Annotated in this window: 23 protein-coding genes; 13 read left to right on the forward strand and 10 right to left on the reverse strand. The window is 64.9% G+C overall.

Translation table 11 applies throughout. The features are described from left to right. The first annotated feature begins 35 nt into the window (after positions 1-35). Positions 36-578 (forward strand): hypothetical protein, encoded by a 543-nt coding sequence (locus MJ205_RS09800; RefSeq protein ID WP_239812268.1) that lies wholly within the window; start codon positions 36-38, stop codon positions 576-578. A 221-nt stretch (positions 579-799) separates the two neighbouring features. Here MJ205_RS09800 and MJ205_RS09805 read toward each other — a convergent pair whose 3' ends face one another. The 3 genes from MJ205_RS09805 to MJ205_RS09815 all read right to left on the reverse strand — a co-directional run bounded on the left by MJ205_RS09805 (position 800) and on the right by MJ205_RS09815 (position 2,727). After that, positions 800-1,468: an FMN-dependent NADH-azoreductase gene (locus tag MJ205_RS09805; protein ID WP_239812269.1), complete on the reverse strand. Its 669-nt coding sequence runs from the start codon at positions 1,466-1,468 to the stop codon at positions 800-802. A gap of 62 nt (positions 1,469-1,530) precedes the next feature. Then, positions 1,531-2,256 (reverse strand): SDR family oxidoreductase, encoded by a 726-nt coding sequence (locus MJ205_RS09810; RefSeq protein WP_239812270.1) that lies wholly within the window; start codon positions 2,254-2,256, stop codon positions 1,531-1,533. A 33-nt stretch (positions 2,257-2,289) separates the two neighbouring features. Next, a complete protein-coding gene (locus MJ205_RS09815) occupies positions 2,290-2,727 on the reverse strand; it encodes a carboxymuconolactone decarboxylase family protein (RefSeq protein WP_239812271.1) in 438 nt (145 codons plus the stop codon). A gap of 123 nt (positions 2,728-2,850) precedes the next feature. Here MJ205_RS09815 and pdxR point away from each other — a divergent pair, with 123 nt between their 5' ends. Next, entirely contained in the window at positions 2,851-4,287 is a 1,437-nt protein-coding gene (gene pdxR / locus MJ205_RS09820; RefSeq protein WP_239812272.1) for a MocR-like pyridoxine biosynthesis transcription factor PdxR, read from the forward strand. Positions 4,288-4,302: 15 nt separating this feature from the next. On the opposite strand, the gene MJ205_RS09825 is transcribed toward pdxR, so the two are convergent. Then, positions 4,303-5,097, reverse strand: a complete 795-nt coding sequence (locus MJ205_RS09825; RefSeq protein WP_239812273.1) for a crotonase/enoyl-CoA hydratase family protein — start codon at positions 5,095-5,097, stop codon at positions 4,303-4,305. Between the two features lie 209 nt (positions 5,098-5,306). Here MJ205_RS09825 and MJ205_RS09830 point away from each other — a divergent pair, with 209 nt between their 5' ends. Continuing rightward, the gene (locus MJ205_RS09830; RefSeq protein WP_239812274.1) at positions 5,307-6,296 is read left to right on the forward strand and encodes a Bug family tripartite tricarboxylate transporter substrate binding protein; all 990 of its coding nucleotides are present in this window, start codon (positions 5,307-5,309) and stop codon (positions 6,294-6,296) included. Positions 6,297-6,350: 54 nt separating this feature from the next. Beyond that, a complete protein-coding gene (locus MJ205_RS09835) occupies positions 6,351-7,139 on the forward strand; it encodes an enoyl-CoA hydratase/isomerase family protein (protein WP_239812275.1) in 789 nt (262 codons plus the stop codon). A 57-nt stretch (positions 7,140-7,196) separates the two neighbouring features. On the opposite strand, the gene MJ205_RS09840 is transcribed toward MJ205_RS09835, so the two are convergent. Further along, positions 7,197-7,622, reverse strand: a complete 426-nt coding sequence (locus tag MJ205_RS09840) for a PaaI family thioesterase (protein ID WP_239812276.1) — start codon at positions 7,620-7,622, stop codon at positions 7,197-7,199. A 119-nt stretch (positions 7,623-7,741) separates the two neighbouring features. Between MJ205_RS09840 and MJ205_RS09845 the strand changes: the two genes are divergently transcribed. Both MJ205_RS09845 and MJ205_RS09850 read left to right on the forward strand, forming a co-directional pair. Then, on the forward strand, positions 7,742-8,239 hold the full coding sequence (locus tag MJ205_RS09845) for a flavodoxin family protein (protein ID WP_239812277.1): 498 nt from the start codon (positions 7,742-7,744) through the stop codon (positions 8,237-8,239). Between the two features lie 76 nt (positions 8,240-8,315). After that, entirely contained in the window at positions 8,316-8,786 is a 471-nt protein-coding gene (locus tag MJ205_RS09850) for a CopD family protein (RefSeq protein WP_239812278.1), read from the forward strand. 57 nt (positions 8,787-8,843) lie between these two features. Here the strand turns inward: MJ205_RS09850 and MJ205_RS09855 are convergent, their stop codons facing one another. From MJ205_RS09855 to MJ205_RS09865, 3 genes are all read right to left on the reverse strand, one after another. Next, complete coding sequence (locus tag MJ205_RS09855; RefSeq protein WP_446715067.1) at positions 8,844-11,027, reverse strand: TonB-dependent copper receptor; 2,184 nt, start codon at positions 11,025-11,027, stop codon at positions 8,844-8,846. A 220-nt stretch (positions 11,028-11,247) separates the two neighbouring features. Continuing rightward, positions 11,248-11,685, reverse strand: a complete 438-nt coding sequence (locus tag MJ205_RS09860; protein WP_239812279.1) for a hypothetical protein — start codon at positions 11,683-11,685, stop codon at positions 11,248-11,250. A gap of 49 nt (positions 11,686-11,734) precedes the next feature. Then, the gene (locus MJ205_RS09865; protein ID WP_239812280.1) at positions 11,735-13,279 is read right to left on the reverse strand and encodes an acetolactate synthase large subunit; all 1,545 of its coding nucleotides are present in this window, start codon (positions 13,277-13,279) and stop codon (positions 11,735-11,737) included. Positions 13,280-13,692: 413 nt separating this feature from the next. On the opposite strand from MJ205_RS09865, the gene MJ205_RS09870 reads away from it, so the two are divergent. The 6 genes from MJ205_RS09870 to MJ205_RS09895 all read left to right on the forward strand — a co-directional run bounded on the left by MJ205_RS09870 (position 13,693) and on the right by MJ205_RS09895 (position 19,004). Then, positions 13,693-14,172, forward strand: coding sequence for a hypothetical protein (locus MJ205_RS09870; RefSeq protein ID WP_239812281.1), 480 nt, complete (start codon positions 13,693-13,695; stop codon positions 14,170-14,172). A gap of 280 nt (positions 14,173-14,452) precedes the next feature. Next, positions 14,453-15,214 carry a transporter substrate-binding domain-containing protein gene (locus tag MJ205_RS09875; RefSeq protein WP_239812282.1) on the forward strand — a complete coding sequence of 254 codons (762 nt, stop codon included), beginning with the start codon at positions 14,453-14,455 and terminating at the stop codon, positions 15,212-15,214. A 208-nt stretch (positions 15,215-15,422) separates the two neighbouring features. Next, a complete protein-coding gene (locus MJ205_RS09880; protein WP_239812283.1) occupies positions 15,423-16,109 on the forward strand; it encodes an ABC transporter permease in 687 nt (228 codons plus the stop codon). Further along, entirely contained in the window at positions 16,106-16,819 is a 714-nt protein-coding gene (locus MJ205_RS09885; protein ID WP_239812284.1) for an ABC transporter permease, read from the forward strand. Before MJ205_RS09880 ends, MJ205_RS09885 begins: the two co-directional genes overlap by 4 nt. Positions 16,820-16,838: 19 nt before the next feature. Beyond that, on the forward strand, positions 16,839-17,615 hold the full coding sequence (locus MJ205_RS09890; RefSeq protein ID WP_239812285.1) for an ABC transporter ATP-binding protein: 777 nt from the start codon (positions 16,839-16,841) through the stop codon (positions 17,613-17,615). A 159-nt stretch (positions 17,616-17,774) separates the two neighbouring features. After that, on the forward strand, positions 17,775-19,004 hold the full coding sequence (locus MJ205_RS09895; RefSeq protein ID WP_239812286.1) for an MFS transporter: 1,230 nt from the start codon (positions 17,775-17,777) through the stop codon (positions 19,002-19,004). A gap of 37 nt (positions 19,005-19,041) precedes the next feature. Here the strand turns inward: MJ205_RS09895 and murB are convergent, their stop codons facing one another. After that, the gene (gene murB / locus MJ205_RS09900; RefSeq protein ID WP_239812287.1) at positions 19,042-20,142 is read right to left on the reverse strand and encodes a UDP-N-acetylmuramate dehydrogenase; all 1,101 of its coding nucleotides are present in this window, start codon (positions 20,140-20,142) and stop codon (positions 19,042-19,044) included. Between the two features lie 65 nt (positions 20,143-20,207). On the opposite strand from murB, the gene MJ205_RS09905 reads away from it, so the two are divergent. Then, on the forward strand, positions 20,208-20,693 hold the full coding sequence (locus MJ205_RS09905; protein WP_021026760.1) for a YajQ family cyclic di-GMP-binding protein: 486 nt from the start codon (positions 20,208-20,210) through the stop codon (positions 20,691-20,693). A 74-nt stretch (positions 20,694-20,767) separates the two neighbouring features. On the opposite strand, the gene MJ205_RS09910 is transcribed toward MJ205_RS09905, so the two are convergent. Continuing rightward, complete coding sequence (locus MJ205_RS09910; protein WP_239812288.1) at positions 20,768-22,909, reverse strand: TonB-dependent receptor; 2,142 nt, start codon at positions 22,907-22,909, stop codon at positions 20,768-20,770. Between the last annotated feature and the right edge of the window lie 75 nt (positions 22,910-22,984).

Genomic DNA, 22,984 nt, shown 5'->3' on the forward strand with positions numbered 1-22,984 from the left:
AATCCTGCTGTCAGCCGTACACCAAGGAGTCTCCCATGCTCGTAGCAGATGCATTGCGCGCGCTTGCGCCTTTTTCCCTCGTCGCTGGCCTGCCCTGGTTCCAGTCCATCCAACGCGCCATCGTCCGCAGCAGCCGCCGTCGCCCAGGTCACGGTGCCGCCAATGATGGCCAGCTTGCCGCCCAGGTGCACTGCTTTGCCACCGCGTCCAGCGCTGCCGCCCAGCGCGGTGCCGTGCAGCAACTGAGCCTGCTCGATGGCCCCAGCGCTCAGCCTGGCGCGGACAGCCCTGCCGATGAGGCCCCCGCACAGCGCCCCATCGACCGCATCCGTCTGCCGCGCAAACCCGCCGCGCGCCGCCGCCTCTCGGTGGGTGCACAGTCCCACACGCGCCCCTTCCTCTCCGTACAGCGCTGCAGCGCCCAGGCCGCCAATGATGCCCCCATCAAGATGTACTGGGCGCAACCGGCCAGCCTGCACCGCCAAAAGGGTATGCGCTGGGCCATGTCCGGCAGCATGGCCGATATCTGTGCCGAGCTCGAACGCCTGGAGCGGCTGGAACATCTGCACGCGGTGTAAGCCGGTGCAAGCCCGGGCTGGTGCGTAGCGGCCAGCTTGCTGGTAGCTGCAGGGCGGCCGTCGATGGCATCAAAAATTGGGACAGCAAGATGGGCATGCTGCGGTGAGGCAGGCGCTGAGCGCATCGGTCATTACGGGCATGCTGGGCAGGCGCCAGGTTGGCGCCTGCCGTGCTTAGCCTTCAGCCCCAAGCTCTCAGCCACACATCCCCGGCTGCCGCCTCAATGCTGGCGGCTTTTTCTTGCCAGCCATTCGCTCAACGCGCGGCAGCGGCCTCCAGCGCCTGCTGTTTTGAAAGGCGCCAGCTGCTCACGCAGCGCATCCCTCGCGCCATCCACGGCAGCAGCCACCGCATCGGGCCCAAACACCAGCCCTTGCAACAACACAAAATGCACATTGCGGATGCCGATGGAGGCCAGCGCATAGCGCAGGTAAGGCGTCAAAAAGTCCTCCTGACGCGCCCGGGGACCTGCATGGAAGCCGCCGGAGCTCACCAACACCAAGGTGGGCCGATCCTTCATCAATCCGATCTTGCCTTCGGGCGTCGATGCAAAGCTGCGGTGGATACGGATCACCTGGTCGAGCCAGAGCTTGAGCGTGGCCGGCACCGCAAAGTTGTGCATGGGGGTCAGAATCATCAGTAGATCGCTGTCTTCCAGCTCTTTAATCAGCGTTTCCGACCAGGCCAGCGCGGGCGCATCGGCGCTGGCATTCGAGGTGATTGCCAACGCATAGTCACGGCTGATGGGCGGTATGGGGGCCGCCACCAGATCGCGCTCCAGTAGCGGCTGCTGCGCAAGGCCCAGCTCCGCCAGCATGTCGGTCGCCAGTTGGTAGCCATGGCTGGCCTGGCCATGTGGGCCACAGTTCAAGAGCAAGGTACGGGTCATGGTTTGTCCAATCGTTTGAAAAATTAGGCCAAGGTGGGCAGATTCCGCAAAGTTCTACGGCATCAAACCGCCCGGGATTTGCAGACCCAGGCGGCGAGTGTGGTCCGCCCCAGGCGTGCGGGCCCCACGGGGACCAGGCAGTCATCGTCCAGCAGCGCGCCCCGGTAAGGCACATCGGCATCGCCTAGCACGGTGCGAGGATCGCCTTGCAAGCGCAGGTACTGCTGCACCCAGTCGGCCATCGCCATCTTCTGCGGGCCGGCCACGTCCATGCAGCCCTGTAAAGGCCGCGCCAAAGCGGCATCGGCCGTCTGCATCGCCAAGTCCTCTGCCGCCATCGGCTGCACCTGGGCCACGGGTATCGTTAGCTCGGCAGCTGCTGCGCCCTTGTGTGCCAGCTGCGCCAGGCTTTCGTACAGAGGTGCCGCACGCAGCACCGTATAAGGCGTGCTGCCTGCCTGGATCAGCTGCTCTCGCAACGCGATGGCATGGTAGTAATTGCTGCTCTGCAAGCGCTGCACACCCAAGGCCGACAGCGCAATATGGTGCGCCACAGCCGCAGCGGCAATGGCGGCATTCAGCTGGCGGCATGCGCGCGCCCAGTCCTGCAGCGCATCGGCCGTTTCCATCACAGGCGGCTCGCGCACATCGATCAGCACTTCAATGCCATGCAGCGCTGCTGGCAGCCTGGGGTCTGCATCGGCGACCACCGGGTAACCCAGTTGCCGCAGATTGCTGACCACCCTCGTGCCCAGCGGCTTGCAGCCGCCCAGAACCAGGATTTTCATAGGCCGCCTTGCGCCGTGCCGGGAGCTTGCGTCTTAAACGGGCATCTTGCGGAAGGCGATCGCAAAGCGGTTCCAGCTGTTGATCGAGGTGATCACGGCGGTCAGCTCCATCAGTTCGGCATCCGTGAAGTGGGGGCGCACGGCTTCCCAGACAGCATCGGGCACATGGTCGTGCGAGACAAGGGTCAGCGCCTCGGTCCACGCCAGCGCAGCGCGCTCACGGTCGCTGAAGAACGGGGTTTCGCGCCAGGCGGCGACAGTGGCCAGACGGCGGCTGGATTCACCGGCCTTCATCGCATCGGTCACATGCATGTCCAGGCAGAAGGCACAGCCATTGATCTGCGAGGCGCGCAGGCGCACCAGTTCCTTGAGCAGAATGTCCAGGCTGCCTTTGGCAATCTGGTTTTCCACGCCCAGCAGCGCTTTCATGATGGCGGGGTCAGCGGTGTAGAAGTCGAGTCGGGTTTGCATATCTATCTCCATCCAGGGTTGCGTCGGTGAATTCCGTTGCTGGCAGCCAGTATGCGATGGTCTTGGCCAAGCCAAAAGAGCCAAGAAATGCAAAAATGACTAGGCCAAGATAGGAGTGCCTGCATGTCCGACCCCACCCTCCCCGTAAACGCGCTGCAGCTGCAGGTAGACCGCAGCCTGCAGCTGCCCATGTACCTGCAGATCTGCCAGCGCTTCAAGACCGCCATTGCGCAAGGCCATCTGCGCGCGGGCGACCGGGTGCCGGCGTCGCGGGCGTTGGCGGCCGAGCTGAACCTGTCGCGCGGCACCGTCGATCTGGCCTACCGCATCCTGGCCGATGAAGGCTATTTCCAGGTACGCGGGGCGGCGGGCACGGTCATATCACCGGGCCTGCCCCCCGCCGCGTCCGCAATGGCGCCGCAAGCCATTGCCCAGCCACCGGCCACCCACATCGTCGACTACGATGGCCTGCAGCCCCGGCCGCTGCAGCTGGGGCTGCCGGCGATCGATGCCTTTCCGCGCAAGGTCTGGAACCGGCTGGTCACCCACCGCCTGCGCAGCAGCGAGCCCTACCGCCTGGCCTACCCCAACCCGCAAGGCGATGAGGAACTGCGCCAGCGCATTGCGGCCTACCTGGCGGTCTCGCGTGGCGTGACCTGCGTGCCCGAGCAGGTATTTGTCACCACTGGCCTGCGCAATACCTTGGAGCTGAGCCTGCGCAGCCTCGCCAGCCCCGGCGATGCGTTCTGGTTTGAGGACCCGGGCTATATCCTGGCCCGTCCGTTTTTACAGAATGCCTCAGTGCAGATCGTGCCGGTGCCGGTCGATACCCAGGGCATGCAGGTGGAACTTGGCCGGCAGCGGAGCCCCTATGCCCGGTTTGCGATGGTCACGCCATCCCACCAAAGCCCGCTGGGCGTGACCCTGTCGCTGGAGCGGCGCATGGCGCTGCTGGACTGGGCGCATGAGGCCGGCAGCTGGATCATCGAAGACGACTACGACAGCGAATTCCGCTACCAGGGCCGGCCCCTGCCCGCCCTTAAAAGCCTGGACCAGCAGGACCGCGTGATCTACGCCGGCACCTTCAGCAAGGTGATGTTTCCGGGCCTGCGCCTGGCCTACGCCGTAGTGCCGCTGGAGGTGGTGCCACGCTTTCAGGCTGTCAGCTCCAACCTCAATGCCGGCTGCCCCTATCTGCTGCAGGCCAGCGTGGCCGATTTCATGGCCCAGGGACACTTTGCGCGCCACCTCAAGAAGATGCGGCTGCTGTACGCCGAGCGCCGCGAGGTGGCACAGCGCAGTTTTCAGCAGGTGCTGGGCGATCGCCTGCGCATTGACTTGCAGCCCGGCGGTCTGCATTTGCTCGGGCAGATTCGGGACAGCGACAACGACAGCCTGGTGGCCCAGCGCGCCCGCGCGCAAGGCCTGGCCACGCATCCGCTATCGCGCTGGTATATCGATGCCGCGCCCCGCCAAGGCCTGCTGATGGGCTTTGCCAATATCACCAGCGAGGCGCAGGCCTTGCAGCTGGCCGGGCAGATCCAACAAGCCTTCGGCTAGCGGACGAACGGCGCGTTAGCCCTTGAACTCCGGCGTACGCTTGTCGAGGAAGGCGCTCACGGCCTCACGGTGGTCGGCCGTCTGGTGCGCCAGCGCCTGGTAGGCAGCCGACAGTTCCAGCAAGGAAGCCAGGCTCTGGTGCATGCCTTCGCGCATCAGTTTCTTGGTCATGCGGGTGACCTGGGGCGGGTTGGCGGCAATCTCGCTGGCCAGTGCGTTGGCGGCGTTCAGCAGTTCCTCGGGCGGCACCACCTGCGACACCAGACCCCACTGCAACGCGGTGGCAGCGTCGATCATGCGGCCGGTCAGCGACAGCTCGGCCGCGCGCGCCATGCCAATCACCCGGGGCAGCAGCCAGGCACCGCCATCGCCGGGGATGATGCCCATCTTGACAAAGCTCTCGGCAAACCTGGCCTTGTCCGAGGCCACACGCAGATCGCACATGCACGCCAGGTCCAGGCCCGCACCGACGGCCGCGCCATTGATGGCGGCGATGGTGGGTACTTCCAGGTTGAACAGCGCCAGCGGCAGGCGCTGGATGCCACCGCGGTAGTCATCGCGGATGCGCATGCCATCGACATCGCCAAAGGACTGCTGCTGCATGGTCTTGATGTCGCCGCCCGACGAGAACGCGGGGCCCTCGCCCGTCAGGATCACCGCGCGCACACTGCTGTCGGCCGCAATCCGCTCGCAGGCGGCCAGGATCTCGGCCACCGCCGTGTTGCCGGTCAGCGGGTTGCGGCGCTCGGGCTGGCACATCGTCAGGGTGACGACATGGCCTTGCTGTTCGTAGTTCAAAAATGCAGTCATGGAAAGGGCTCCTGGTTCCGGTAGGTCTCGATGCAGTCAGCGCTGTGCGCCTCACGGGCCAGCATACGGGTAAAGGCCACATGCGACTGCATATCAGCTGAGTGCAATTTGGTATTGGACGCTGCCCAAAAACGGCCCTAGCCTGCATGGATGCTGGGGCAGGCAGCCCCCCACATGCCCATAACTAGATGCTGCCTAGGAGACAGTTGATGCCCGTATCCCGACGCCAGTTCCACCACCGTCTTGTGCAATGGGGCGCGGCCGCCAGCCTGGCCAGCCCCTGGCTGGCGCGCGGGGCCGATGCCCCCTTGCGCTGGGTCGTGCCCTACCCCGCAGGCGGTGCAGCCGACCAGATCACGCGCATCGTCGCCCAGGATGTGGGCCAGAGCAGCGGGCAACCCATCGTCATCGAGAACAAGGCCGGCGCCGCCGGCATGATTGCCGCCGAGACCGCACTGCGCGCACCCGCCGACGGGCTCACCTTCTTCGTCGGATCCAATGCGCCGCTGGTCATCAACAGCGCCATCTACGCCAAGATGAGCTACGACCCGGTCAAGGATTTTGTGCCCGTCGCAGGCCTGGGCAAGGCGCCTTTGCTGCTGGTCACCCGCAAGGACCTGGGCGCCAGCGATCTGCGCGCACTGATCGCGCTGGCCCAGCAGGCACAGCGCCAGGGCAAGACGCTCAGCATGGGGTCGGCCGGCAGCGGCAACATCACCCATCTGGCGGGCGAATACGCCAGCGAGCGCATGGGTTTCCAGGTCACCCATGTGCCGTTCTCCGGCAGTGCGCCGGCCATCACCAGCATGATGGGCGGCAATGTGGACATCATGTTCGACGCGCTGCCCTCGTGCATGCAGCAGGCGATGGGCGGGCGCATCGTGCCGCTGGCGCTGCTGGACAAGCAGCGTTTTGCAGCGCTGCCCCAGGTGCCCACGCTGGCCGAGCTGGGCTTTGGCGATACCGAGGCCAGCGCCTGGTTTGGCGTGGTGGCCCGCAGCGGCACACCGGCCGACGCGGTGGCGCGCATGGCACGCGCCATCCACCAGTCCCTCGCCAAGCCTGAGGTGCAGGAGCGCCTGCGTCGCATAGGTGCGCAGCCGATGGCGGGCAGCACCGCAGAATGGGGGCAGTTTGTAGCCTCGGAGCGCGAACGCTGGATACCGGTGGCCCAGAAACTGGGCATTCGTGCCGAATAACCCCCGCTCCCGCTGCTGGCCCGCCTTACCGCTTTATTTTGAAAACCGACTGATATGACCGCCCTGACCCTGAGCATGCATGGCACCACCGCCGTGCTGACGATGAACCGCCCCCAGGCCCGCAACGCGCTCGACGAGCAGATGCGCGAAGATTTCACCCGCCTCATCCCCCAGGTGCGCGATGACCGCGCCATCAAGGCGGTGGTGCTGACGGGTGCCGGTGGCCATTTCTGCGCCGGTGGCGACATCAAGAGCATGCAGGCCACTGTCGCCGGCAAGCAGGATGTGTTTGACAGCCGCAACCGCATGCTGGGCCTGCACCGCTGGTTTGATGCGCTGCTGGACATGGAAAAGCCCGTCATCACCGCCGTGCAAGGCAGCGCCTTTGGCGCCGGCCTGTCGCTGGCGCTGGCGGGTGATTTTGTGCTGGCTGCGCCCTCTGCCAAGTTCTGCTGCGTGTTTGCCAAGATCGGCTTTGTGCCTGACCTGGCCGGCATGTACTTGCTGCCGCGCCTGGTGGGTCTGCAGGCAGCCAAGGAGCTGGCCTTTACCGCCCGCGTCGTGGCCGCCCCGGAGGCCCAGCAGATGGGCATGGTCTACAAGATCGGTAGCGAAGACGTGCTGGCTGACGCACTGGCCTTTGCCGAGCGCTTTGCCAGCGCACCGACCGAGGCCATGGGCTACACCAAACGCGTGATGAACCGCGCGTTTGAGACCCAGCGCGACGAGATCTACCAGCAAGAAGCACTGGCCCAGACGCTGTGCCGCGAAAGCGCCTTCCACCAGGAGGCCATTGCCCGCTTTGTCGGCAAGCAGCCGCCGCTGTTCCAGTGGCAGGATTGAGCGCAGCCTGAGGCCGCACCAGCAAGCCGCCCCAACGTGGCTGGCTGGTAAGCCGCCTCAGTACTTCACATTGACAATCGTCGCCTGCAGCAGCGCCACCACCTTGGGCGCCGCTGCAGCATCTGCGCCATAGGCCAGCACCTCGCCGCTGCACACCGTCAGCAGCTTGCCGGCATTCACCACCTTGCCGATGGCGACAAAGCGCTCGCCAATCGCCGGGCGCATCAGGTTGATCTTGAACTCGGCCGTGACCACCTCATAGCCCTCGGCAGCCACCGTCAGCGCCGCATAGCCCGCTGCGCTGTCCACCACACTGCTGACGGCGCCAGCATGCAAAAAACCATGCTGCTGCGACAGCGCCTTTTGGTAGGGCAGCGCAATCTGCACCTCCCCCGGCTGCACGGACACCAGGCTCGCGCCCAGGGTCTGCATCAGCCCTTGGGCATGGAAGCTGGTGGAGATGCGTTCAAACAGTGCGTTCATGGTGGTATGCCTTGCGCCCAGGACAGGCTGGTGATCAGCCAATCTAGCATGCAGCGCAGCCCGTGGCATGGCCCCGCGTCCTGCACATGACAGCTGCCTTTGCCACTATGCTTGTGGCCATGGACAGCGCCCAACTCCTGATCGTTTACCACAGCCACACGGACGGCAGCCGCCAGATGGCCGAAGCCGCCCGCGCCGCCGCTGCCAGCCAGGCAGGAGTGGAAGTGCGCCTGCTCTGCGCACCCGATGCCGGGCCTGATGATGTGTTGGCCGCCAGCGGCTACCTGTTTGCCTGCCCCGAGAACCTGGCCGCGATGAGCGGGCTGATGAAGGACTTTTTTGACCGCTGCTACTACCCGGCGCTCGACCGCATCCAGGGCCGCCCCTATGCATGCTTGATTTGCGCTGGTAGCGATGGCAGCAACGCGGCAAGGCAGATCGCCCGCATCGCCACAGGCTGGCGGCTCAAGCCCATCGCGGAGCCGCTGGTGGTGTGCACCCATGCCCAAACGCCCGAGGCCATTGCAGCGGCCAAACAGATTGGCGCAGACGATCTGCAGCGCTGCCGCGAGCTGGGCGAGGCCATGGCCGCAGGCATCAGCATGGGTATTTTTTAAAGCTGCCCCGCATCGCCAGCCAGGGCGGCTTGGCGCGTACCATAGCGCATCCCCACACCTCAATATGCCGCCCCCGATGCTCTACATCATTCTCAAAACCGTGCACCTGCTGTCCATCATCGTCTGGCTGGGCGGCATGGCCTTTGCGCATTTCTTTCTGCGCCCCGCCCTGCAACAGCTGGAGCCGCCCCAGCGCCTGGTGCTGATGCGCGATGTGCTCCAACGCTTTTTTGCCGTGGTGCTGGTCATCATCGCGGCCGTGCTGCTGTCAGGCATCGGCATGATGGGCCTGGTTCATAAGATGGCCGCGCAGGCCGGTGCCAAGTTCAGCATGCCCGTCTCCTGGATGGTGATGGCCGTGCTGGGCCTGGCAATGATGGCCGTCTTTGGCCACATCCGGTTTGCGCTGTTCAAGCGGCTGGACCAGGCCGTCAACGCCAAGGACTGGCCGGCAGGCGGCAAGGCGCTGGGCCAGATTCGCCAGCTCGTCGCGCTGAACCTGGCGCTGGGCGTTGTGATTGTGCTTTTCTTGCGCGTACCGCTGTAACTGGTACAAAGCCGCGCGCCGCCACCAGCACCTAGCTGGCAGCGGCGCAGGCCTGCATCAGAACTTGAAGTCGCCCCGCAGCCACAGAGTGCGCCCCGGCTCGTTGATACGCACGCCGCCGGGGAAGCCAAAGCCCGCATTGCCAGCCAGGTTCAGGTGCTCGGCATAGGTCTTGCCAAAGACATTGTCGATACCGGCATTCAGGCGCAGCTGCTCGCTGAGCTTGTAGCCGGCATGGAGCGATAGCACCCCGAAACCGGCACTGGGCCCCAGATCCTGGCCGACGACATTGCCCTGGCCGCTGGCATAGCGGTGCTGTGCGGCAACCAGGCGCCACAGCGCGCCAGCGCTCCAGGGGCCTTGCCGGTAGTCCAGGCCCAGCTTGGCCTCCAGCGGCGGCACCTGCGGCAGCGGCTTGCCATCGCTGCGGTTGCGGGCCCAGCTGTAGGCCATCGTAGCCTGGGCGGTCAAGCCGGGGGTCAGCTGGTAGCTGCCACCCAGCTCGGCACCAGCGGTGCGCGCCTGCACATTGCGCACGTTGGAGGCCATGCCCACATAGTCAAACAGCAGATAGTCCTGCACCTGGCCGACATAGGCGGAGGTCCAGAGCTGCCAGCCCGCACCCTTCCAGCTTGCGCCCACATCGATCTGCGTGGTTTTCTCCGGCCGCAGGTGGTTGAAGGCATCACCCTGGTCTGCGGCGCTGTTGCTGGGCGATATCAGCTCCCAGTAATCCGGAAAGCGCTGCACATGGCCAATACCGGCATACAGCGTGCTGCCATCGGCGCGGGCGCGCTCCCAGCGCAAAAAGCCGCTGGGCATGGCGCTGCGTTCGCGGTGGTTGCTGGCCGTGGCGGGCATACGGCCATCCATGCCGGCCACGGCCTGCATGCCCCCCATACCGCCCATATCGCCCATGCCATCCATGCCGCCCATACCACTGTCGCTGGGGTAGCGCCAGGCCTGTGCCCGGTCCAGCCGCAGGCCGGCCACCAGTTTGTCCTCGCTGCCCAGGTGCTGCGTGGCCTGCGCAAACATGCCCTGGTTGCTGAACTTGGCATCCCGCGCCCAGGGCTTGTTGCGGTAGGACTGCATCTCCGTGCCCGACCGGCTGTCGTGCGGGCTGCCCATCGCATCGACGCCCAGCACCGCTTCGGTGTGCGGCCCCAGTTGCCAGGTGGTCGCCACCCGCATGCCGGTGGTGGTGCGCCGCACATTGGCCGCCATCGGCATCGACATGCCCCCCTCCGGCACAAAGGGCCGCAGGCTGAAGTTGTCCATCACATGGTCGGCGCGGTGGTAGTACAGCTGCGCTTCCAGCTTGGTCAATCGCTCGCTCAGGTTCTTTTTCTCCAGCCGCAGGCCATAGCTTTCGCGCTTGAACTGGGTGCCATCCATGCCCCGGCCGCCATAGCGCGCCTCGCCATCGCCTTGGCCTGCGCTCAGCTCCAGCCAGGTGTTGGCATCGGGCGTCCAGCCTATCGCCACATCGGTGTTCCATTTGTCCCAGTGCGAAGGCACGCGCTGGCCATCGCCATCGCGGTAGTCCTTGCTTTGCGAATGGTTGGCGGTGAGGCGAACGTAGTACTCGGCATTGCCGGCCAGCAGGTCGATGTTCTGGTCGCTGCGCGCGGCCGTGCCACCTTGCAGGCTGGCAGACAGGCGCACCTGGCCGCTGTCCAACGCCGGCCTTTCGCGGTCAAAGCGCACCACTCCGGCCGATGCACCGGGCCCCCAGATCACCGTCTGCGGGCCCTTGACCACCGTCAGCACATCGTAGGTCTCCGGCGAAATATAGGAGCTGGGCGAATCCATGCGTGCCGGGCATGCGCCCAGCAAGGTCTGCCCATTGGTCAGAATCGGCAGGCGCGAGCCAAACTGGCCCCGGAACACCGGGTCGCTGTTGGAGCCCCCACTGCGGATCGCCGAAAAGCCCGGAATGCTCTTGAGGTAGTCGGCCGCATCACTGGCCGGCACCGGTTGGCGCGGCTGCTTGGGATCGGCCACCACCTGCAGCGGGGAGTGCTCGTGCACCGCTGTCACCACGGTCTCCTGCAGGCTGATTTCAGGCGCGCTGGCCGCAGCAAGCACCGGGGCATCGGCCGTATCCGGCGCCTGCGCCCAGGCAGCACTGCTGGCCAACATCAGCACGGATAGCGTCATCTGCGGTCGCTGCAAACGGGCGCGCGGTGGGGCAGGCAGGCGCAGATTGGGCGCTGCCTCTAAAAAGTAGGAAGTCATCAATGTCTCTCGCAGCAAGCGCTGCAGGGCGCAGCGGCTTGCATCAATGGGGGGTGCGGGCGCTCGCAGCCATGCCCAGGCCCAGCCGGCCGCAGCCAAGGCGGCCCAAGCAGGCATCACAAGCAGGACGACGAGGCCCATGGGCCGCAGAGGCTGCAGGACGGCCCTCCGCACGCAAAGTGCAGAGGTGGCAGCGGCAGCATCACTGCGGCATCAACACTTAGACGAGGACGGGTGGTGGTCCACGCGCGGGCAGTGGCGCGCCCGGCGCAGGGAGGCTGTGCGCTGTCTGGGCCTGCCACTGGTGGTGGAAGGCAGGGGCCGCTGGCCGGTGCACATCGGCGGCAAAGGCCTGCGGCAGCGCCATGGCGATACAGAGCACGCAATCGGCGCCGTGTGCACTGTGCGCGCTGTGGTCGGCATGGTTTATGCCGCTATCGGGCAGAAGATCATCGGAGGTCTGGTGATCGGCATGGGCCAGTGCCAGATCCAGCGCCGGTGCATTGACGCTGCAGACATCGGCCGCCAGCGCCGCGGCCATTGGCTGTGCCAGCACACGCACCTGCACACCCGCCACCGATGCCACCAGCAGCAGCAACGCAAAAACCGCCGTGATCACGGCGGAAAAGCGAGGGCGGCTGCGCAGGCGTTGGAGCATGGTCAGGCAGCAGTGTAGGTGAGATCCAAAGTTGAACTTTCAGAATTTATTAAATTATCAATTCAATCAAATAGGGGCCAGGTTGGGCAAAGCTGGCCTGCATCAGCCTGGCGCACTCTTCCATGCTGGTGGCCCGTGCCGCTTCCACACCCATGCCTTCGGCCAGTTTCACCCAGCCGATCGATGGGTTGCCCAGGTCCAGCATCTGCATGGCGGTGGCGCCAGGCGTGGCGCCCACGCCCTTGTATTCACCAATCAGGATGTTGTAGCGGCTGTTGTTCAGCACGATGGTGGTGACAGGCAACTGCTCGCGCGCCTGCGTCCACAGCGATTGCAGCGAATACATCGCCGAGCCATCGGCCTGCAGATTGATCACCCGGCGCTGTTTGCCCGCGCCGATCGCCGCGCCCGTCGCGACCGGCATGCCATCCCCAATCGCGCCGCCCGCCAGGTGCAGCCAGTCATGCGCTGGCGCGGCATGGGTGTGCGGGTAAAAGCCCCGGCCGTAGGAGATGCTCTCGTCCGAGACGATGGCACCCTCGGGCATCAGCGCTGCCACGGTGCGGGCCAGGCCCTCAGGCGTGGGCGCGCCGGTGGCCGCTTCGGGCCGGGGGCCCGCATCGGGTATGGCGGCCTGCGGCGCCTGCAGCGCATCGGCCAGGGCCTGCAGTGCGGCCAGCGGCTCCTGCTCGGGGCGCGTCAACACATGCAGCTGGGCGCTGTCTGGGTACTGGGTGGACGGCAGGCCGGGGTAGGCAAAAAAGCCCACCGGCGGCTTGGCCCCCACCAGGATGATGTGCTCAAACCGGGCCAGGGTCTTGATGGCAGCCTCCATGCCATAGGGCACACGCTCCAGCGCCATACGGCCTTGGCCGCGCTGCAGGTGCGATGCGCCGTACTCGGCCAGCACCGCAGCGCCGCTGGCCTGCGCCAGCCGCCACACCAGCGCCTGGGCCGGCGCAAACACCGCCGCGCCCGATAGCAAAATCAAGGCCTTGCCGCCGGCCTGGCGCAGCACCTTGGCCACGTTATCAATCGCATGGCCATCCACCGCTGGCGGCGTGGGCACCGCAAGCGGCTGCGCCACCACACCGCCCTCATCCCACGAGACATTGGCCGGCAGGACCAGGCTGGCGATCTGGCCGGGGAAAGTCGAGGCGGCACGCACCGCCATCGCCGCGTCCTGACCCAGGTCCGCACTGTGGGTGCTGGTATGCACCCAGCCCGATACCGCGCGGGCCAGGCCATCGGTGTCGGCCGTCAGCGGCGCATCAAAAGGCCGGTGGTAGGTGGCCTGGTCGCCGACGATATTGACGATGCCGCTGCGCGCGCGCCGGGCGTTGTGCAGGTTGGCCAGGCCATTGGCCAGGCCCGGGCCGCAGTGCAGCAACGTGCAAGCGGGCTTGCGCGCGATGCGGTAATAGCCATCGGCCATGCCGGTGACCACGTTTTCCTGCAGGCCCAGCACGCAGCGCATGCCGGGTATCTGGTCCAAAGCTGCTACAAAGTGCATCTCGCTGGTGCCAGGATTTGCAAAGCAGGTGTCCACACCTGCCGCCAGCAAGGTCTTGACCAGACTGTGTGCGCCATTCATCTCGATGTCCTTCGGGGTTGCCTATCACTGCGCGACACCTTAGCCGCAATGGTGCGAAAACCGGGTCACCAAGATGAAAGCGCGCAGCGCCGGCAACGCGGCAGCGCGCGGCAATAGCGCGCTGGCACAGGCACCGCACAGGGTTTTGCATTCAGGTTTTATGTAGGCCAATTCTCAAACGCTGTTACGGCATTGGATGGCGGCGTAGGCCCTGGCTGCGCTGCACAGTGGTGCCTTCACAGGAATGGGCCGCGCAGTCCGGACTGCGCTGGCCGATTCCGGGCTGCACGATGGCGTTCCGAAACGCCATCAGCCCCTCATCCGCTATGCCGCATCTGAATACCAAGTGTTACCACTAGCGCGCCCGCAGCGCCTAGGATGGCCCGATGCACAACCACACCAAGGAAACCCGCATGCAACGTATGTCCCGCCACGCCCTGCTGTCCACCGCCCTGGCCTGCGCCGCTTTTGTGGCCCAGGCCCAGAGCACGCCCGAGGCGTCCAGCGCACCTGCGCCTTCTGCCGCAGCCAGCAGCGATGCTGCACCGCAGGCCCCTGCGCCCAACCCGGCAGCAGAGAAGGCCCTGGCCCAGCGTTTCCAGGCGCTGTTGGCGGCCTTTGAAGGCAAGGCCGCGCTGCCCGATGCCAAAACCTTTACCGACGACTTCAACAAGCAGGTCAATGGCGATCAGATGAAGCAGGTGTTCAATGACGTGCACCAGAGCGTGGGCAGCTGCAAGGTGGCCGCGCAGATGACCAGCCCCACCCCCTACATCACCAGTTACCTGCTGCAATGCGACAAGGCGTATGTGCCGATGGACATCGGCATCGAGGAAAAGGCCCCCTACCGGGTGCACAGCCTGCTGATCCGCCCCGGTTACTGGAAGAAGTAAGCGCAGACGTTTCGACAAAATAGACGATCAGAACGACCATCACAACAGTTACTTATCAGTGTTTCCCTGGATAGGGCGTAAAAATTGACGCTTCAACGTCGATTTTTACGCTTAATGGGCAATTAGGCTGGTGATAATGCGCACAAGCTCGCCGCTTCGGCCAAAAGCACGGCGCAGGGCTGTCGCCGGGTCGCCACACGCTGATGGAGACCCCGACGAAGGGCTGCAAAAGCACTAGCATGCTAGCCACCTCATCAACATTAGGATCCGAGGATTCACTATGCGTAAAACCTTGATCGCACTGGCAGTGGCCGCTATCGCAGCCCCCGCATTTGCTGCAGACCTGAAAGTAGCTGTCGACCCGACCTACGAACCGTTCACCTTCAAGACGCCCCAAGGCGACGTCACCGGCTTCGATGTCGACATCGCCAAGGCGGTGTGCGAGCAGATCAAGCGCAAATGCGTGTTTGTCGAACAGGTCTGGGACAGCATGATTCCCGGCCTGCAAGCCAAGAAATATGACGTGATCGTCAGCTCCATGTCGATGACCGATGAGCGCCGCCGCGTCGTGGATTTCAGCGACCGCTACTACAAGACCCCCAGCGCGGTGGTGCTAAAGAAAAGCGTGGAATACAAGGGCCCGGCATCGGCCAAGGGTCTGAAGATCGGCGTGCTCAAGGGCTCCACCCAGGAAAAGTGGGCCAACGGCGAGCTCAAGCCTGCAGGTGCGACCATCGTGCCTTATGAAGCACAGGACCAGGTTTACCTGGACATCAAGTCCGGCCGCTTGGATGGCACCGTGGCCGACAAGGTCGAGGTCAATGGCGGCTTCCTGCGCAAGCCCGAAGGCGCCGACTACGGCTACAAGGGCCCGGACCAGTACGAGACCAAGTACTACGGCGACGGCATCGGCATCGCGATGCGCAAGAACCAGGGCGATCTGAAAAAGCAGATCAACGAGGCGATCAAGACCATCCGCAGCAATGGCACCTATGCCACGATTGCGAAGAAGTACTTCGATTTCGACCCCTACGGCAACTGATCCGTGCAGAGCCTTGCTGCACTCCCGGTGCGGTCAGGCTTTGGATCAGGGCTAACACCAAGCGGCGCGGTGCTCCAGAGTCTTCATACTGGAACGCGCCGCAATTCCATGGTGCCCTGCCCCTTTTGCAAGCGCCTTCAGAGGCAACCACCAGGCCATTCACCAGCGCTATTGCACACCGCAATACCGCCGCCTAAGGCCAGAAACTATGAGTGATTACTTTCAATCGATCCTGATGGGCTCGCTGCTCACCGTGGCGGTCTCGCTGGCGTCGGCTGCCATCGCCACCGTGCTGGGGCTGCTGGGCGCCAGTGCCAAGCTCTCAGGCCGCCGCCCGCTGGTGGTGCTGGCCACGTTCTACACCTCCATCGTGCGCGGCATCCCCGAGCTGGTGATGATGCTGCTGATCTTCTACGGCGGCGCCATCGGCCTCAATACCTTGCTCGAGAAGATGGGCAGCGAAAGCTCCGTCGACCTCAACCCCTTTGTCGCCGGCGCGTTCACGATCGGCTTCATCTACGGCGCCTACATGACTGAAACCTTCCGGGGCGCGATCCTGGCCATCCCCAAAGGCCAGATGGAGGCGGCCTGGGCCTTCGGCATGAGCCCGGTCAAGACCTTCTTCCGCATCACCTTGCCGCAGATGGTGCGATACGCACTGCCCGGCTTTACCAACAACTGGCTGGTGCTGATCAAGGCCACCGCGCTGGTCAGCCTGATCGGCCTGCAAGACATGACCTACCTGGCCAAGCAGGCCAGCGCCGCTGCGCGCGAGCCCTTCATCTTCTTCCTGTTCACTGCTGCGCTGTACCTGATCTACACCTCGGTATCGCTGTGGGCGCTGGGCCGCCTCAATGCGCGCTACAGCCTGGGAACCGAAAAGGTGCAGCTATGAACTGGGAAGTCATTTTTCAGCCGGACACCCTTGCGCTGTATGGCGAGGGCCTGGTCACCACGCTCAAGCTGCTGCTCTCCAGCCTGGCGATTGGTGCGGTGCTGGCGTTATTGGGCGCGCTCGCCCTGGTCAGCCGTTCCTGGCTGCTGCGCAAGACCGTGGGCGCCTTTACCTACTTCATGCGCGGCACGCCGCTGCTGATCCAGGTCTACCTGATCTACTACGGCTTCTCGCAGCTCGAATGGGTGCAGGCACGCTGGGATGCGGTCTGGCCCTGGACCTATTTCAAGGAGCCGTTCTTCTGCGCCTTCCTGGCCTTCACCTTGAACACGGCCGCCTACACGGCCGAGATGCTGGCCGGCTCGATCCGCGAAACCTACAAGGGCGAAGTGGAAGCGGCCCGGGCGATGGGCATGGGCCGCTGGCAGCTGATGCGCCGCATCGTGCTGCCCAGCGCCATCCGCCGCACCCTGCCCGCCTACAGCAACGAGGTGGTGATGATGCTGCACTCGACCAGCCTGGCCTCGACCGTGCCGTCGCTGGTGGACCTGACCGGCGCCGCCAGCCGGGTGTATTCGGATTACTACCTGCCGTTTGAAGCCTATATCGCCGCAGCGGTGATCTACCTGTGCATCACCTTCATCCTGATTGGCATCTTCCGCGTGGCGGAGCGCCGCTTCCTGGGCTACCTGGCTCCGCGCAAGGCCTAAGATATTCGAGCATCGAGATATGAACGCATCCAACTACAAACTGCAGGCGCTGGACATCCACAAGAGCTATGGCAGCAACCAGGTGCTCAAGGGCGTCTCGCTCAATGCCTGTGCTGGCGACGTGATCAGCATCATCGGCAGCTCCGGCTCGGGCAAGAGCACCTTTTTGCGCTGCATCAACCTGCTGGAGCAACCGCAGCAGGGCCAGATCATCGTCGCCGGCGAAGCACTGCAGCTGCGCACCGGCCGCAATGGCGCGCTGGACGCCGTCGACCCCAAGCAGCTCCAGCGCCTGCGCAGCAAGCTGGCCATGGTGTTCCAGCACTTCAACCTCTGGGCCCATATGACGGTGCTGCAGAACATCATCGAAGTGCCGGTGCATGTGCTGGGCATCAGCAAGGACGAGGCCGTGGCCCGTGCCCGCAAGTACCTCCAGCTCGTGGGCCTGGAGAACAAGGAAGACAGCTACCCCAACCACATGAGCGGCGGCCAGCAGCAGCGCGTGGCCATTGCCCGCGCGCTGGCGGTGGAGCCCGAGGTGATGCTGTTTGACGAGCCCACCTCTGCCCTCGACCCCGAGCTGGTCGGTGAAGTGCTGCGGGTCATGCAGGTGCTGGCCCAGGAAGGCCGCACCATGCTGGTCGTCACCCATGAAATGGGCTTTGCCCGCGAGGTCTCCAACCATGTGATCTTCCTGCACCAGGGCCTGATCGAGGAACAAGGCCCGCCGCGCGAGGTGCTGGCCAACCCCAAGAGTGAGCGCCTGGCGCGCTTCCTCTCGGGCAGCCTGAAGTAAACCGCGCAGGCCAAGTTCTGCCCGCGACAGGACCTGCGCCATCCGAGCGCCGGGCAGGCGCAAAATAGCGCCCGGTGCTGCCGAGAACCTTGAGGAGGTTTTCAGCAGCACCCATCACTCCCGGCCCTTCAGCGCAGATCCGATACCCCATCACCCAACATGGGCACGCCCAGCTCCCCGCCTCCCCCAACCGATCCGGTCGCAGACAGCGGCGCAGAGTTTTCGCTGCGCCGCATCGCGGTGGCCGCCTTTGGCCCCTCGCTGCTGTTTGGCATTGGCGAGGGTGCGGTGCTGCCGGTCATCGTGCTGATGGCGCGCGATCTGGGCGCCTCGGTTCCCATCGCAGCGCTGGTGGTGGGGCTGGTCAGCATTGGCTCCTTGCTCAGCAATATCCCGGCCTCGCTGATCACAGCCCGCTGGGGCGAGCGCTGGGCGATTGTGGCCGCAGGCCTGTGGAGCGCGCTGGGCATGGCCCTGTGCCTGGCCACCCAGCAGCTCTGGCTGTTTGCGCTGGGCTGCTTGATGGTGGGCATGTCGCAGGCGGTCTACAACCTGGCGCGGCAAAGCTATCTGACTGAGGCGGTGCCGGTGTCGTTCCGCGCCCGTGCGCTGTCCACCCTGGGCGGCGTAATGCGCATCGGCATGTTCATCGGGCCTTTCATCGGCGCCTGGGCCATGCATGCCTGGGGGCTGCATGCCGCCTTTGCGGTGGGTATTGTGGGTGTGCTCTGCGCCGCAGCCATTGGTCTGCGTGTACCCGATCTGGCGGCCCCCAGCGCGCTGCCAGGCCAGCCGCTGCCCACCGAGGCGCCGTCCATCGCCGGCATTCTGCGCGATCACCACCGGCTTTTTCTCACCTTGGGCATGGGCGTGCTGCTGGTCAGCGCCGTGCGCGCCTCGCGCCAGGTGGTCATTCCGCTGTGGGCCGACCATCTGGCCCTGGCGCCTGCAGCCGCATCGCTGGTGTACGGGCTGGCGGGCGCCATCGACATGCTGGTCTTCTACCCCGCCGGCAAGTTGATGGACCTGAAAGGCCGGCGCTGGGTGGCCGTGCCATCGATGCTGGTGATGGGCACCGCCATGCTGCTGATGCCGCTGACCGGCACCGTGACGACCTTGCTGCTGGCCGCGATGGCGCTGGGCTTTGGCAACGGCATTGGCTCAGGCCTGATCATGACCTTGGGCGCCGACCACGCACCGCGCCATGCCCGGGCGCATTTTCTGGGGATATGGCGCCTGGCGGCCGATCTGGGCTCATCGCTCGGGCCAGCGCTGCTGTCGTTTCTGGCCGGCAGCCTGTCGCTGGCCAGCGGCATTGCCTGCATTGGCCTGCTGGCCTGGGGTGCGGCCGCTGCACTGGCGCGCTGGATACCGCCTGCCAAGCGCTGATCTGCGCCCACCAGTGGGTGCAAAGGGGCGTTAGCGCCTACCAGACGACCGGTTCCGGCTCCAGCTGGATACCAAAGCGCTCATAGACGCTGGTCTGGATCGCGCGCGCCAAGGTGACCACCTCACCGCCGGTAACGCTGCCCTCCCCTGCGCCCAGGTTGACGAGCACCAGCGCCTGGCGGTCATACACACCGGCCTTGCCAATGCTTTTGCCGCGCCAGCCGCAGGCATCGATCATCCAGCCCGCAGCCAGCTTGATGCTGCCATCGAGCATCGGGTAGTGCACGATTTTGGGCTCGCGCGCGATGATGTCCTCGCACTGGTCGGCCGTTACCTGGGGGTTCTTGAAAAAGCTGCCGGCATTGCCGATCTGCGCCGGATCGGGCAGCTTGGCGCGGCGGATCTCCACCACCCAGTCAAAAATATCCTGGGCCGTGGGCTGCGCAATGCCTTTTTCGGCCTGCTTGCGGGCCAGGTCCAGGTAGCCCAGCTCGGGCTTCCAATCTTTGGCCAGGCGCAGGCGCACGTGGGTGATCACCGCGCGGCCCGCCAGCCCCATGCCCCGGGGCTCGGCGACGCCGGTGGCGCGGGCGATCATCGTCAGCGGCATGGTTTCAGCCGGCGCATGCTTGAACACCGAATCCCGGTAGCCAAACGCGCACTGCGCCGCCTGCAGGCTGAAGTGTTCGCCATTGCTCAGGTCGATCGCATCGAGCGAGTCAAAACGGTCTTGCAGCTCCACGCCATAGGCGCCAATGTTCTGCACCGGCGCCGCACCCGCGGTGCCGGGGATCAGCGCCAGGTTCTCCAGCCCAGGGTAGCCCTGGGCCAGGCTCCAGGCAACCACCTCGTGCCAGACTTCACCGGCACCGACCTCGATGATGTAGTGCTTGTCGGTCTCTTCGACCAGACGCTTGCCCATGATTTCCATCTTGAAGACGGTGGGCTCGACATCGCCGGTGATAACGATATTGCTGCCGCCCCCCAGCACCACCACCTGGCGGCTGGCGCCCAACGGGGGCTGGGCCAGAAAATCACGGATATCCTGCGGGGTCTGCACGCGCACCAGGTTCATGGCCCGCGCCATGATGCCAAAGGTGTTGTATTGCTGCAGCGGGGCATTTTTCTCGACTAACATCGGTAGATTGTCGCACTTGTCGCGACCCACTCAGGCGCTCAGCCTGGCCTGCAAGGAGAGTATTTATGCCATCGTTTGACACGGTTTGCGAAGCCGACTTCGTCGAGGTGAAGAACGCTGTTGAGAATTCCGCCAAGGAAATTGGCACCCGTTTCGACTTCAAGGGAACGTCGGCCGGTATCGAGCTCAAGGACAAAGAGATCATCATGTACGGCGATGCCGACTTCCAGCTCGTGCAGGTCGAAGACATCCTGCGCAACAAGCTGACCAAGCGCAATGTCGATGTGCGCTTTCTGGACAAGGGCGATGTGCAAAAGGTCGGCGGCGACAAGGTCAAGCAAGTGATCAAGGTGCGCAACGGCATCGAGCAGGAGCTGGCCAAGAAGATCCAGAAGCTCATCAAGGACAGCAAGATGAAGGTGCAGGCTGCCATCCAGGGCGATGCCGTGCGCATCACCGGCGCCAAGCGCGACGATCTGCAAGCGGCAATGGCGCTGCTGAAGAAAGACGTGACCGACGTGCCGCTGTCGTTCAACAACTTCCGCGACTGATCCGCCATCGGTCAAATACCAACAGGCCGCGCTGCATGGTTTGCAGCGCGGCCTGTTGGTATGGCGCCTACCTTTTAGAACTGGTAGTTCGCGCTCAGCAAAGCACCACGCGGCGTGCCGGGCATGCTGCTGCTGCGCCAGTATTCCTTGTTGGTCAGGTTGGACACCGCCAGGGTGACGGTCCAGGGCGCGGCGCGCCAGCCTACCAGGCCATCCCATCGGGTGTAGCCGGGCACGCGGCTGGTGTTGGCGTCGTTGGTGTAGCGCGCGCTGGTGTGGGTCACGCCCAGCTCGGCGTACCAGTTGCCGGCAGGCGCATAGCGCAGAAAGACATTGCCATTGCGGCGCGCGGTGTTGGCCAGGTAGTTGCCCTCCAGCGCCGGGTTGGCCTTGTTCTCGGTGACCTTGGCCGCCATGATGCCGACGCCGCCACGCACATACCAGAACGGTGCCACACGGCCGGCCGCGCTGAACTCGATACCGCGCGAGCGCTCCTTGCCACGCACCGCCCAGGTGAAGGGGTCGTTGTCCGGATCGGGGCGGTAGCGGATGTTGTAGTGCTCCAGCTGGTAGACGGCCAGCTGTGTGGACAGCGCGCCATCGAGCCAATCGCTCTTCACCCCCACCTCGAACTGCTGCGAATGCTGGGGCTCATCGTCCAGCACCGCGCCGGCGCCGGTATCGACCGACAAGATGCCGCGGCCGCCATAGGGTGAGAAGCTGCGGCTCCAGGACGCATACAGGCTGTGCTCGCGCACCGGCTGCCAGACCAGGCCGGCGCGGGGGCTGACCGAGTGGCCGTCGGTACTGCGGCTGGCGTTGTTCAGCTGGTTGGTGCTGTTGAAATCAAAGTTGTCATAGCGCGCACCCAGCAGCAGCTTCCACTGGTCGCTCAGGCTGATCAGATCCTGCACATACAGCGCGCGGGCCGTGCCTTTGTGCAGGTTGTGCTGCGAAGGCGCACCTTGGGGCGGGCGCACGGCATCGAACACCGGGTTGTTCGGGTCGATATAGCCATTGCTGCTGGCGGTGCTGAAGAGGCGCGGCGCGCGCTCTTCCTCGCTGTGCTCCACGCCCAGCAACAGCTCATGGCGCATGCCGGCCAGGTCCAGCTTGCCGGTCACATCGACGGTGTGGGTGGTGGTGCGGTTCTCGGTTTGCTGCCAGGCATAGCTTTGGCGCAGCAGGCCGGGGTTGGCGCACTTGGCGCCCGCCGGGGTCAGGCCCTGGGGGTTGCAGTAGGTGCCGGCAAAGTAGTGGTCAAAGTCCTGGCTGGCTTCACGCTTGCTGGCCACCCAGCGCACGCTCCAGGCGTTGTTGAACTCATAGGACAGGTCCGAGCGCAGCACGCGCAGGCGGTCTTCGACAAAGTCGCCTGGCTGGGCAAAGCCCTGGCGCAGCGACATGCCCGGCGGCATCTGGTCGTAGGCAGGGCCCCGGTCCGGCACGCGCCAGACGTTGTCATAGGTGTACTGGCCGGTCCAGCGCAGGCCCGTGCGCGTATCGACCAGGATGCTGGGCGAGACCATCTCGTTGCGGTTGCGGATGCCGCTGCGAAAGCTGTGCGCCTGCTCGCGGTCGGCCGTCAGGCGCATGACCACATTGGGGCTTATCACCCGGTTGATGTCGATGGTGCCGCCCACGTTCTCCCAGGAGCCACCGCGCAGCGTGACGCTGCTGACGCCATCAAAGCGCGCCTGCTTGCTGACCATGTTGACGACGCCGCCGCCAGCGCCACGGCCGTACAGCACCGAGGCGGGGCCTTTCAGAATCTCGATGCGCTCCACATTGGCGGTGCTGCGGCGCACCTGGCCGGATTCGCGCACGCCATCGCGGTATATGTCGCCGCTGTCGGCATTGAAGCCGCGGATCATCACCCCCTCGCCGCGCATGTCGTAGCTGGTATTGACCCCCGGCACGCCATCAAGCATGACCGACAGGTCATTGATGCCGTAGCTCTTGAACTTGTTGACTTCCAAGGTGTCGATGGTCTGCGGGATGTCCTTGGGCGCCATATAGGTCTTGGTCGCCGTGGTCACGCCTTCGGGCCGCACATCGTCGGGATCGAACTGGTCGGCCGACACCTGGACCGTTGGCAAGGTGTGCTCTTGCGCCATGGCCGGCAGCGCTGCCAGCATCAACAGCGCGGCGACCGACAGGCCGGCGCGCTCGCCTCTTGTACGCGCGAGCGTCTCGCTGCGAAGGGCTTGGATCATTGAAAACTCCTGAAACAATAATTCCGCTTGGTTAACGGCTTGTAAATTTGAGTCAGGAATGCTAATGATAACAAT

It is taken from the genome of Comamonas sp. B21-038 (assembly GCF_022387135.1).
In the GTDB taxonomy this organism is placed as follows: domain Bacteria; phylum Pseudomonadota; class Gammaproteobacteria; order Burkholderiales; family Burkholderiaceae_C; genus Comamonas; species Comamonas sediminis.

What these genes read in the sequence shown, in the direction of transcription:
- MJ205_RS09800 (WP_239812268.1), top strand. Translation starts at nt 36, where the DNA reads ATGCTCGTAGCAGATGCATTGCGCGCGCTTGCGCCTTTTTCCCTCGTC.
- MJ205_RS09805 (WP_239812269.1), bottom strand. Translation starts at nt 1,468, where the DNA reads ATGACCCGTACCTTGCTCTTGAACTGTGGCCCACATGGCCAGGCCAGC.
- MJ205_RS09810 (WP_239812270.1), bottom strand. Translation starts at nt 2,256, where the DNA reads ATGAAAATCCTGGTTCTGGGCGGCTGCAAGCCGCTGGGCACGAGGGTG.
- MJ205_RS09815 (WP_239812271.1), bottom strand. Translation starts at nt 2,727, where the DNA reads ATGCAAACCCGACTCGACTTCTACACCGCTGACCCCGCCATCATGAAA.
- pdxR (WP_239812272.1), top strand. Translation starts at nt 2,851, where the DNA reads ATGTCCGACCCCACCCTCCCCGTAAACGCGCTGCAGCTGCAGGTAGAC.
- MJ205_RS09825 (WP_239812273.1), bottom strand. Translation starts at nt 5,097, where the DNA reads ATGACTGCATTTTTGAACTACGAACAGCAAGGCCATGTCGTCACCCTG.
- MJ205_RS09830 (WP_239812274.1), top strand. Translation starts at nt 5,307, where the DNA reads ATGCCCGTATCCCGACGCCAGTTCCACCACCGTCTTGTGCAATGGGGC.
- MJ205_RS09835 (WP_239812275.1), top strand. Translation starts at nt 6,351, where the DNA reads ATGACCGCCCTGACCCTGAGCATGCATGGCACCACCGCCGTGCTGACG.
- MJ205_RS09840 (WP_239812276.1), bottom strand. Translation starts at nt 7,622, where the DNA reads ATGAACGCACTGTTTGAACGCATCTCCACCAGCTTCCATGCCCAAGGG.
- MJ205_RS09845 (WP_239812277.1), top strand. Translation starts at nt 7,742, where the DNA reads ATGGACAGCGCCCAACTCCTGATCGTTTACCACAGCCACACGGACGGC.
- MJ205_RS09850 (WP_239812278.1), top strand. Translation starts at nt 8,316, where the DNA reads ATGCTCTACATCATTCTCAAAACCGTGCACCTGCTGTCCATCATCGTC.
- MJ205_RS09855 (WP_446715067.1), bottom strand. Translation starts at nt 11,027, where the DNA reads ATGACTTCCTACTTTTTAGAGGCAGCGCCCAATCTGCGCCTGCCTGCC.
- MJ205_RS09860 (WP_239812279.1), bottom strand. Translation starts at nt 11,685, where the DNA reads ATGCTCCAACGCCTGCGCAGCCGCCCTCGCTTTTCCGCCGTGATCACG.
- MJ205_RS09865 (WP_239812280.1), bottom strand. Translation starts at nt 13,279, where the DNA reads ATGAATGGCGCACACAGTCTGGTCAAGACCTTGCTGGCGGCAGGTGTG.
- MJ205_RS09870 (WP_239812281.1), top strand. Translation starts at nt 13,693, where the DNA reads ATGCAACGTATGTCCCGCCACGCCCTGCTGTCCACCGCCCTGGCCTGC.
- MJ205_RS09875 (WP_239812282.1), top strand. Translation starts at nt 14,453, where the DNA reads ATGCGTAAAACCTTGATCGCACTGGCAGTGGCCGCTATCGCAGCCCCC.
- MJ205_RS09880 (WP_239812283.1), top strand. Translation starts at nt 15,423, where the DNA reads ATGAGTGATTACTTTCAATCGATCCTGATGGGCTCGCTGCTCACCGTG.
- MJ205_RS09885 (WP_239812284.1), top strand. Translation starts at nt 16,106, where the DNA reads ATGAACTGGGAAGTCATTTTTCAGCCGGACACCCTTGCGCTGTATGGC.
- MJ205_RS09890 (WP_239812285.1), top strand. Translation starts at nt 16,839, where the DNA reads ATGAACGCATCCAACTACAAACTGCAGGCGCTGGACATCCACAAGAGC.
- MJ205_RS09895 (WP_239812286.1), top strand. Translation starts at nt 17,775, where the DNA reads ATGGGCACGCCCAGCTCCCCGCCTCCCCCAACCGATCCGGTCGCAGAC.
- murB (WP_239812287.1), bottom strand. Translation starts at nt 20,142, where the DNA reads ATGTTAGTCGAGAAAAATGCCCCGCTGCAGCAATACAACACCTTTGGC.
- MJ205_RS09905 (WP_021026760.1), top strand. Translation starts at nt 20,208, where the DNA reads ATGCCATCGTTTGACACGGTTTGCGAAGCCGACTTCGTCGAGGTGAAG.
- MJ205_RS09910 (WP_239812288.1), bottom strand. Translation starts at nt 22,909, where the DNA reads ATGATCCAAGCCCTTCGCAGCGAGACGCTCGCGCGTACAAGAGGCGAG.